7 protein-coding genes are annotated in these 9,302 nt (G+C 63.2%); 4 read left to right on the top strand and 3 right to left on the bottom strand.

What is annotated here, in order from left to right; genetic code table 11:
- From ACEW8G_RS06020 to ACEW8G_RS06010, 3 genes are all read right to left on the bottom strand, one after another.
- Window positions 1–631 (bottom strand): aldo/keto reductase (locus ACEW8G_RS06020; protein ID WP_373487535.1); only part of this gene is annotated, 631 nt, incomplete at its 3' end.
- Entirely contained in the window at window positions 624–1,643 is a 1,020-nt protein-coding gene (locus tag ACEW8G_RS06015; protein ID WP_373487534.1) for a LacI family DNA-binding transcriptional regulator, read from the bottom strand. The genes ACEW8G_RS06020 and ACEW8G_RS06015, both read right to left, overlap by 8 nt.
- Window positions 1,640–3,649 (bottom strand): alpha-glucosidase, encoded by a 2,010-nt coding sequence (locus tag ACEW8G_RS06010; protein WP_373487533.1) that lies wholly within the window; start codon window positions 3,647–3,649, stop codon window positions 1,640–1,642. Before ACEW8G_RS06010 ends, ACEW8G_RS06015 begins: the two co-directional genes overlap by 4 nt.
- Window positions 3,650–3,824: 175 nt before the next feature.
- Here ACEW8G_RS06010 and ACEW8G_RS06005 point away from each other — a divergent pair, with 175 nt between their 5' ends.
- The 4 genes from ACEW8G_RS06005 to ACEW8G_RS05990 all read left to right on the top strand — a co-directional run.
- Window positions 3,825–6,161 carry a TonB-dependent receptor gene (locus ACEW8G_RS06005; RefSeq protein WP_373487532.1) on the top strand — a complete coding sequence of 779 codons (2,337 nt, stop codon included), beginning with the start codon at window positions 3,825–3,827 and terminating at the stop codon, window positions 6,159–6,161.
- Between the two features lie 112 nt (window positions 6,162–6,273).
- Window positions 6,274–7,539 (top strand): MFS transporter, encoded by a 1,266-nt coding sequence (locus ACEW8G_RS06000; protein ID WP_373487531.1) that lies wholly within the window; start codon window positions 6,274–6,276, stop codon window positions 7,537–7,539.
- 107 nt (window positions 7,540–7,646) lie between these two features.
- Window positions 7,647–8,732, top strand: a complete 1,086-nt coding sequence (locus tag ACEW8G_RS05995) for a YeiH family protein (RefSeq protein WP_373487530.1) — start codon at window positions 7,647–7,649, stop codon at window positions 8,730–8,732.
- The coding region (locus tag ACEW8G_RS05990; RefSeq protein WP_373487529.1) for an FAD-dependent oxidoreductase at window positions 8,732–9,302 on the top strand (571 nt) is incomplete at its 3' end. The genes ACEW8G_RS05995 and ACEW8G_RS05990, both read left to right, overlap by 1 nt.

Raw genomic sequence — 9,302 nt, 5'->3', positions numbered from 1 at the left:
GTGTCATGCCGAGCATCATCGCCTGATCAAGCTCGCCATTTTCAAAGCAGGTGATTCGCAACGGACTGATCTCGGGCTGGGTGGTGACCAGCTTGTGCCCGAGGAAATGATTGAGCGCCGCGACTTGATGGGTGGTGACGTTGGATACGCCCAGGCTGCGCACCTTGCCGCTGGCGACCGCATCATCCAGCGCGCGCGCCACGTCCTGCGGGTGGGCGAGAATGTCCGGACGGTGGATCTGCCACAAGTCGACGCTGTCCACCTGCAGCCGAGCTAGCGATGCGTCGATCGCCTTGCGCAAATAGTCCGCGCTCTGATCATAGGGCAGCGGCGGGGCGATGCCGCCCTTGGTGGCCAGCACCATGCGACTGCGCAAACCTGGCTCTGCGGCCAGCACCTCGCCCAGCAACGCCTCGGCATCACCAAAGCCGCCGGTGCCGTCAAAGCCGTAGATGTCGGCGGTATCGAGAAGGCTGATCCCGGCATCCAGCGCCGCATGCACCAGCCTGGCCGCGTCGCGCACGCTCCGCCCGTCATCGGCAAGCCGCCACATGCCCCAGGCAATCGGCGAGACAGCAATGCCGCTCTGGCCCAGGTTGCGCGTGGTGGGGGGCAGGCTAAGTTCACTCATGCAATGGGTTCCTTTTTGGCGGGCCAACTGAGTCGCGCTCAACAAGCGTATGAGGCAGGCGGCGATGCGTGATGTCCCCGCCCGCGATCAATATTTGGGTGGCAGTTCGCGCCAGTTCGGCCATGGGTTGCCGGATCGTGGTCAGCGGCGGCCAAACGGTGCGCGCCAGCGTGGTATCGTCGAACCCCGCGACCGACAGGTCTACCGGAACGACAATGCCGCGATCATGCGCCACTGCCAGAACGCCTGCCGCCATGTCATCATTTGAAGCGAAGATTGCGCTCGGCCGGTGCGGCAGATCAAGCAATATCCGTGCGCCGTTTACACCGGAATCAAAATCGAATTCCCCATCGGCGACCAGTTGCGGCTCAAACGGGATGCCGACCCGGTCAAGTGCGCGGCGATAGCCGAACAGGCGATCATCGGACGCCATATGATTGGCGTGGCCCTTGATAAAGCCGATGCGGCGATGCCCGGCGTTGATCAGATGCGTGGTCATATCGTCGGCGGCCTGTGCATCGTCCATGAACACCGAACTGGTCAGCGCATGATTGGTGCCGGGCGATATGCGCACAAAGGGAACATCGAGCGCCTCAAGCGCGCGCAGCACGGGGTCACAGTCAGTGACGGGCGAGGACAGGATGATGCCATCGACATGGGTTTCGGTCACCAGACCGCGCACCTGCTCTCCCACGTCGGGGTCGGCGACGTCAACCGGTTGTGCCAGCAGGCGGATGTGGTTGGCGCGGCAGAAATCCCAGCAGCCGGTCTGGATCTGGAACATATAATAAGGGCTGTGATTGTCATAGATTAGCGCGATCTGGTTGGACTTGCCGCCCGACAAGATGCGCGCGGCCACGCTGGGGCGGAAATCGAGCGCGCGCATCGCCTCTTCCACCCGGCCCCGCGTCTCCGCGCTGACATAGGGGTGACTGTTCAGGACCCGGCTGACGGTTTTCACCGCAACCCCGGCCTTGGCTGCCACGTCCTTGATATTGGCCCGATCACTCATCCGTGCAGCACCCCTTTCAGCCCCACGAACAGCGCGGCAAAGGCGCTGTCGGGTCGGTAGAACACAGGTGGTTGCCCGATGGGAGCAGCAATCTCGTGCATACCGGGGCCATGGTCCGTCCCCGTCCAGACATGCCGCCAGGGCGCTTCGCCCGGCAGGATCACCCGACGCTCAGCCGCACCCTCGCTGATCACAGGCGCCACCATCAGATCGGCACCGTAGAGAAACTGGTCCTGCACCGCAAAGAGCGCGCTGTCGTGCGGATAGTGGAGGAACAACGGACGATGCGCGGGAAGCCCGGCCCGGCTTGCCTCATGACACAACTGGCGGACATAGGGGGCCAGGTGCGCGTGGACGCGGCTCCAGCGCGCGAAACAGGCGAGCAGCTCTGTATTGCTGTCATATTGCAGATTATCATCTGGGCGGTTGCCCTCATGGCTGCGCATCACAGGCGCAAACGCTGCCAGCTCGCACCAGCGCTGCATCAGCTCAGCGGTGCGCACATTACCGTGCAGTGAAGTATAGCCGCCGCAGTCCGAATGGCTGTAGGTGTTGCCCACCAGGCCTGCGGAAAGCGCGGCGGTGATGACCGTGCCGATGCCATCGTGCCGGGTGAAATCGACCGACTGGTCGCCCGCCCACAGCAAGGGGCAATGCGCCTGCACCCCGGAGAATCCTGCGCGCATAAAGAACAGAGCATCGCCGGTCTTGCCCCGGCTGGCAATGGCGCGGGCGTTGACCTCGGCCCACAGCACCGGCCACAGGTTGTGCATATCCATCGGATCTGAGCCATCAGCCAGCCTCAGATCCGTCGGCAGGTATTCGCCAAAATCCGCCATCCAGCCGGACATGCCGAGGTCGAGCATCTCGCGCCCCAATATGCGCTCGGCAAACCAGGCGCGGGTTGCCTCGCGGGTGAAATCCACCACGCCGCACTCAAATTCTCCGAAATCGACGAGGTGGACCTCATCGCTGTCGCGCATCAGGCAAAAGTGACCGCCAGCGCGCCCTTCCTCGTACAAGTCACCATCGACCGCGATATAGGGGTTGGCATAGGCCATGAAGCGGATGCCGCGTTCGCTCAGCGCCTCGATCCGCGCTGCCAGATCAGGATAGCGATCCACACTGCGCGCACCGTTGTGCCAGTCCCAGAACAGGCGGCGGCCAAAGCTCGTCTCGCGCACCCCGGCCCAGTCCTCGCACCACAGCGCGGACACAGCAGCGCCTGCGTCAATGAACCGCTCCAGCCGGTCAAAGCCTGATACGCCGGATTTGAGACCGACAATCGCGCCGCCGATTGCCCAGTCGGGCAGTTCCGGTTGCCGCCCAAAGCGCGTTGACAGCTGCGCGACCAGCCCCTGCGGGCCATCGTCGGAAAACAGCTCGAAGGTCGCGGTATCGCTCCAGACATCGACTGCATGGGCTGCTGGATCGGTGAAATCGAGAACGCTGTAGCAGCTGGCGTCGAGATGCACGGCCAGCCAGCGCGAGATGAGGAAAGTCGGCTGCGGATAATTGGTGTTCCAGTAATCGCCGCCCGCCATGCTGTTGGCATCCATCAGCCGGGTGAGCTCGGTCGATTTGTCGCGCCCCACGCCCGGCTCGCTGGTCCAAATGGGAAAACTGCGGCCATTGAGCGCCAGATAGCTCATCTGCTCGCCGCCGCCCCAGACATGCTCGCCGGGCTCTGCATGGAAACGCACACACAGGCGATCATAGCCAGCGTTCAGGCTGCGCATCGTCAGCAGATTTCCGGCAAGTTCAAACCTTACCATGGGCCTGTCGCCATCGAGCAGCTCGACCCCCTGATCGCATGCCCGCCATCCGGCGGGTGCGATGGTGTCAGCAGGACGATCGGAAATGCGGAAATTGCCGCTAATCATCTGGATTTCAGGATTGCCGCGCGCCGTGACCACCGCAGGACAGGATCGGCTATGGCGCAACACCAGCTGATTACCAAAGCGGAGATCAAACCCGTGATCATCGGCTTGTAGCCGCAGTTTCAACGCGCTTTCCTCACCCCGAACGCGGGACTGTGGCAGATTGGCCGCAGCCTCTGCCTGTTTTTATGACACCGCTTGACATATCGAGACAGGCATAGCAAATCAAGGGGCAATCGCGGCGAACTCACCAAGGGGCAACAAGCCCCGTTACGACCGCATTATCGCAGGGAGAGGGATCATGATGCTCACCAAATACCCGTCTGTACGCGTTCTGGCGCTGTCCGCCACTGCACTGTCGTTCGGACTTTGCGCGCCCGCATTCGCGCAGGATGCCACCGAGGAAAACCCCGGCGGCATCTCCGAAATCGTGGTTACCGCGCAAAAAGTCGCCGAGAATGTGCAGGACGTGCCCATCTCGATCACCGCAATCACCGCAGATCGGCTTGAAGCCAGCGGCGTGACCAGCCTCGAGGGTCTGACCCAGCTCGTTCCTTCGGTTACCTTCCGCAAGGGCACGACCAGCGCCAACAGCGCAATCGTGATGCGCGGCGTCGGCACTATCACCTTCTCTGTCGCGGCAGAACCCAGCGTCTCGACCGTGGTCGATGGCATCGTGCTCAGCCGTTCGGGCCAGGCGTTCATGGATCTGGTCGATGCAGAGCGGCTGGAAGTGTTACGCGGGCCACAGGGCACCTTGTTCGGCAAGAACGCCTCTGCGGGTCTGGTCAACATCATCTCAAAGGGCGGCACCGACACATTCCAGGCCGAAGCGCGCGCCGACATCTTCGAGGGCGAGGAATATCGCCTGCGCGCATCGCTTTCCGGCCCGCTGGCCGAAGGCCTGACCGGCCGCCTCACCGGCTTCTACGGCACCTTCGATGGCAACATCACCAATATCTTCGGTGGTCGTCGCGACACCATCAACGGCTATGAGCATTACGGCGCCCGCGCCATCGTCGATTACGACAAGGGCGGATCGCGTTTCCGCTTCATCGCCGATTATTTTGAGGCAGACGATGATTGCTGCGCCGATGTCACCGGCGTCAGCCGTGGCGCAGTGCTCGATCGCGAGCTTGGCCTGCCCGGCGGCATAGCGCTCGGTGAAGACCAGCGTTTCGTCAATCACAACCTCGTCACCCGCACGCTCGACCGTCAATGGAGCCTGACCGCATCGGGCGATTTCGATGTGTTCGCCAGCCATGTGCTCAGCGTGGTGGCTGGCTATCGCAACTGGCGGAACACCGAAATCCGTGAGGGCGACTTCCTGCCCCGCGCGCTCGTCGGCACCGGCCAGCTGCACGACAATGGCGAAGTCCGCACCGAGCAGCTGTCGCTCGAAATCCGCCTGGCTTCAGACCAGTCCCAACCGTTCTTTTATCAGGTCGGCGGTTTTCTGTGGGGGTCGGACAACCAGCAGGATTTCACCCGCCGCAACATAACCTGCGCCACCTCGACCCTGCCGGTCGACCCGATCACCGGCGGTCGTCCGTGCAACGTCAACGATACGGTCAACACGCTGTTCCCGACCGCGACATCGTTCAGCGACGTCAAGTCGCGCAACTATGCCATCTTCGGCCAGGCCACCTATCGCCTGACCGAGCAGCTCGCGCTGATCGGCGGCCTGCGCTACACCTGGGATGAGCTTGACTTCACCCACACCCGTGCACCGGGAGTCAATGCCACCAACGGGGCTCCGGCAACCGGCCCCGGTGTTTCGGGCGCTCCGGCTGGCGGGACGATCGCTTCGGGCGGCAACGGCACCAACACTTCACGCGGAGACATCAGCAACGGCAACCTTTCGGGCCGCGCCGCGCTGCAGTTCAAGCCCAGCGAAGACGTGATGCTCTACGGCAGCTACACCCGCGGCTACAAGGGCCCTGCGTTCAACGTATTCTTCAATCACACCGCGCCGACCAACGCGATACCGATTGACGAGGAAACCTCGGACGCGTTCGAAATCGGCATCAAGTCTCAGTTCCTTGACAACCGTGTCCAGGTCAACGCCTCGGCGTTCTCCGTGACCTATGACGGTTTCCAGGCAAACAATTTCGTGTTGCTCAATGGCGCGGTCGTATCGAACCTCACCAACGCCGGATCGGTGAAAAGCGAAGGCTTCGAGATCGATCTGCTGGCGGTGCCGGTCGATGGGCTGACGCTGCGCGCCAGCGGTGCCTATGCCGATGCACGGGTCAAGCGCTTCAACCCCAACCCTGCGACCAACGCGCCGGACGCCCGCAACGGCACCCAGCTGCCGCTGGCACCCAAGTTCACCTGGACCCTCGGCAGCAGCTATGAGCGGGATCTGGGCGGCATCAAGTTCTACCTCGATAGCGACTTCCGCCACGTCGGCCGTCAGTTCTCCGACCTGGGCGAACAGGGGCGGATTGCTCCCTATGGCATCTGGAACGCGTCAATCGGCTTTTCGGACGTGGAAGACAAATATCGCCTGACGTTCCACGCCCGCAACATCATGGATGACAGCTACGTGCTGCTCAATGTGTCGAACGGTCAGCGGCTGCAGATCCCGCGCGATGCGGACCGTTATTTCGGGGTCAGCCTGCGCGCCCGCATGTAATGCTGTGGCTTGCGGTTGCATGATCAAACGAGGGCCGCCAGAGCAATCTGGCGGCCCTCGCTTTATCCGGTACTGGCTGGCTTGCCAATTTTCTGATCGCTAGGAACCAATCATGGCCGCACAATCTTCGCCCCTGTCCAGCCGCCTGCGTTGGTCGCTGTTCACGGTCCTGTGCATCGCGGGGGTGTTCAACGCGATGGATCGCCCGATCATTGCCATCCTCAAGCCCGACATGATGGACGATTTCGGCTGGAGCGACAGCGATTTCGGGGATTTGGCCGCCGTCACGCAATTTTCAGCAGCGTTCGCGTTTCTGTTTACCGGCTGGCTGGTTGATCGGCTGGGGGTGAACCGTTCGATGCAGGTGGGCGCATCAGCGTGGAGCATCGCCGCTATCGCGCATGGCTGGGCCGTGACGACAACGCAGGTGGTGGCCGCAAGGGTGGGCCTTGGCGTGACCGAGGCGGTCCAGACCCCGCTCACCATCAAGACGGTCGCGACCCTGTTTGCACCAAACCAGCGGTCGTTCGCCTTTGGCTTTGCCACGATGCTGGCGGGTGCAGGCACGATTGCGATGCCTTTCCTGATCCCCGCGCTGGCGCTCGCCGTCGGCTGGCGCGGCGCTTTGGTCGCAGGCGGGATTGGCGGGTTTCTCTCGCTGCTGGCATGGGCCTGGCTCGCGCGCGGGCTGAGCCAACTGAACCAGCGGACCATCGACACGCCGCAGATGGCAGAGGATCGAGACGCCCCGGGCTACGGCCCAATCCTCAAGAATCGCAAGACCTGGGGCATCGTCGGGGCCAAGGCGCTGTCCGACATGACCTGGTGGTTTATGAATTTCTGGCTGGCCGATTATTACCGCAAGGAATTTGGCCTTACGACGCTGGAGCTGGCAATTCCGCTGGCGATTGCCTTTGCCGGATCGGGACTTGGCGCGTTGCTGGCCGGCTGGGCTTCGACGCGGCTGCTGGAAAACGGCTGGACGGTCAACCGCGTGCGCAAGACAGTGATGCTGGTGTCCGCGCTGCTCGCCGCGCCGCTGCCGCTGGTGCTGGGGCTTGATTCATTCTGGCCGGTCGCGATCATGATCGGCGTGGTGATGGCAGGGCACCAGGGGTTTTCACTGTCGATCTTCTCCACAATCACCGATGTAGTGCCCAATGCCAAGGTCGGCCGAGTGACCGCGTTCGGGGCATTCATGGGCAATATGGGCGGAGTGGCCATCAGTCTGACGACGGGCCGGGTGCTCGATGCCGGGTTCGGCTATGTGCCGCTATTCATCTTTGCCGCTTTGTCGTATCTGATCGCGCTGGCGTGGTTCCAGTGGCTATTGCCCACCATCCGCCGTGATGAAGGCGCTCTGGCGATGGCGGCCTGAGCGTCGCGGTTGCATTCGGGCGGAGCGGGGTCTAGAACTCTGACACCGTAGGACAGAACATCGGGCACAGGGGCTTTCCGGTACCATATGCGCAAGGTCAGACTGACATGACGGACAAGGCGCGGCCCGATTTTGATGCTTATGCCGGTGATCTGTTCGGCGAGATCATGCTTGCTGACACAGCGCCTGCGCAAGCCGAGCGAAAACCGCTTTCCCGCTATATACCCGGTTTTGCGATTTGTGCGATTGCCAGCGCCGCCGCAGCCTGGCTCAGCCAGAATTATGGTGTGCCGATCATCCTGGCAGGCTTGCTGCTGGGCCTCGCGCTCAGCTTCTCTGCCGGTGATCCGCGCACGCATGAGGGGCTTGATGCCACCTCGCGCCATGGCCTGAGGATCGGGATCGTGCTGCTGGGCTTGCAGGTGACGTTGATGCAGATCGGCGCGATGGGCGCCGTGCCGTTTCTTGGCCTTGCGCTGGTCATGTCGGCAGCGATCATCGCCGCGCTGCTGGCCGCGCGCGCGACGGGGCAGAGCGGCTCGGTTGGCCTGCTCGCTGGCGGCGCAACCGCGATCTGCGGCGCTTCGGCAGCGCTGGCGCTTTATGGCGTGATCGGACGCGAGCGTATCGAGCAAGCGCAATTTACCCTGACGCTTGTCATCCTTGCCGCTGCCAGTGCCATTGCGCTCACCACATATCCAGCGCTCACACAAGCGCTTGGCTTCAGCGAGGCGCAGGCGGGCTTTCTGGTGGGGGCTTCGATCCATGATGTGGCACAGGCGATCGGGGCTGGCTTTGCCGTTTCGGACATGGCCGGCGCCCAGGCGACCGTTGTAAAACTGACCCGCGTCGCGCTGCTGGCACCGCTGGTGACGCTGGCGGCGTTATGGATCGCCCGAACCCAGCCCATCGCCGCCACAGGCAAGACAACGCGCGTACCGATGCTGCCGGGCTTCATTCTTGCGTTCCTCACGCTGGTGGGGGTCAATTCATTGATCGACCTGCCGCCCGAAGCCGCGACCAACGCTTTGATTGCATCCAAGACCCTGCTGCTGCTTGCGGTCACGGCCACCGCCATGCGCACCAGGACCGATCTGCTGCTTGAGCTTGGCTGGCGCTCACTGATGCCGGTGCTGGCCGCCACAATTGCCTCGCTCGGCGTTGCGCTCGGCTTTGCGCACTGGGCGCTGTAATGGACACGATGTTTGATCTTGCCGTGATCGGCGGCGGCATCAATGGCACCGGGATCGCACGCGACGCCGCCGGGCGCGGGGCCAGCGTGCTGCTGCTCGAACGCGGCGACCTTGCCGAGGGCACGTCGTCGTCCTCGACCAAGCTGATCCATGGCGGTTTGCGCTATCTGGAACATTATGAATTTGCACTGGTGCGTGAGGCGTTGAGCGAGCGCGAGGTGTTGTGGGCCATTGCCCCGCATATCATCTGGCCGCTGCGCTTTGTGCTGCCGCACCGCCCCGGCCTGCGTCCGCGCTGGCTGCTGCGGCTGGGCCTGTGGCTGTATGACCATATCGGCGGTCGCAAGCACCTGCCCCCGGCTGAGAGCGTCATGCTCGCGCACCATCCGGCGGGCGCGCCGCTCAAACCCCAATACACCCACGCCTTTGCCTATTCAGATGGCTGGGTGGATGATGCGCGGCTGGTGGTGCTCAATGCGCGCGACGCGGCGGACCGGGGGGCAGACATCCGCACCCGCTGCGAGGTGACGGGCCTGACCCGGCAGGGCGATGGCTGGCTGATCAGCACCG

This window comes from Blastomonas sp., assembly GCF_041747255.1.
GTDB lineage: Bacteria > Pseudomonadota > Alphaproteobacteria > Sphingomonadales > Sphingomonadaceae > Blastomonas.
Note: the sequence above shows the minus strand (reverse complement) of the source record. Positions and strands in the feature narration are given on the sequence as shown.

Bases quoted from the DNA above. Each gene is read 5' to 3' on its own strand.
- ACEW8G_RS06015 (WP_373487534.1), bottom strand. From the start codon at position 1,643: ATGAGTGATCGGGCCAATATCAAGGACGTGGCAGCCAAGGCCGGGGTT.
- ACEW8G_RS06005 (WP_373487532.1), top strand. From the start codon at position 3,825: ATGATGCTCACCAAATACCCGTCTGTACGCGTTCTGGCGCTGTCCGCC.
- ACEW8G_RS06000 (WP_373487531.1), top strand. From the start codon at position 6,274: ATGGCCGCACAATCTTCGCCCCTGTCCAGCCGCCTGCGTTGGTCGCTG.
- ACEW8G_RS05995 (WP_373487530.1), top strand. From the start codon at position 7,647: ATGACGGACAAGGCGCGGCCCGATTTTGATGCTTATGCCGGTGATCTG.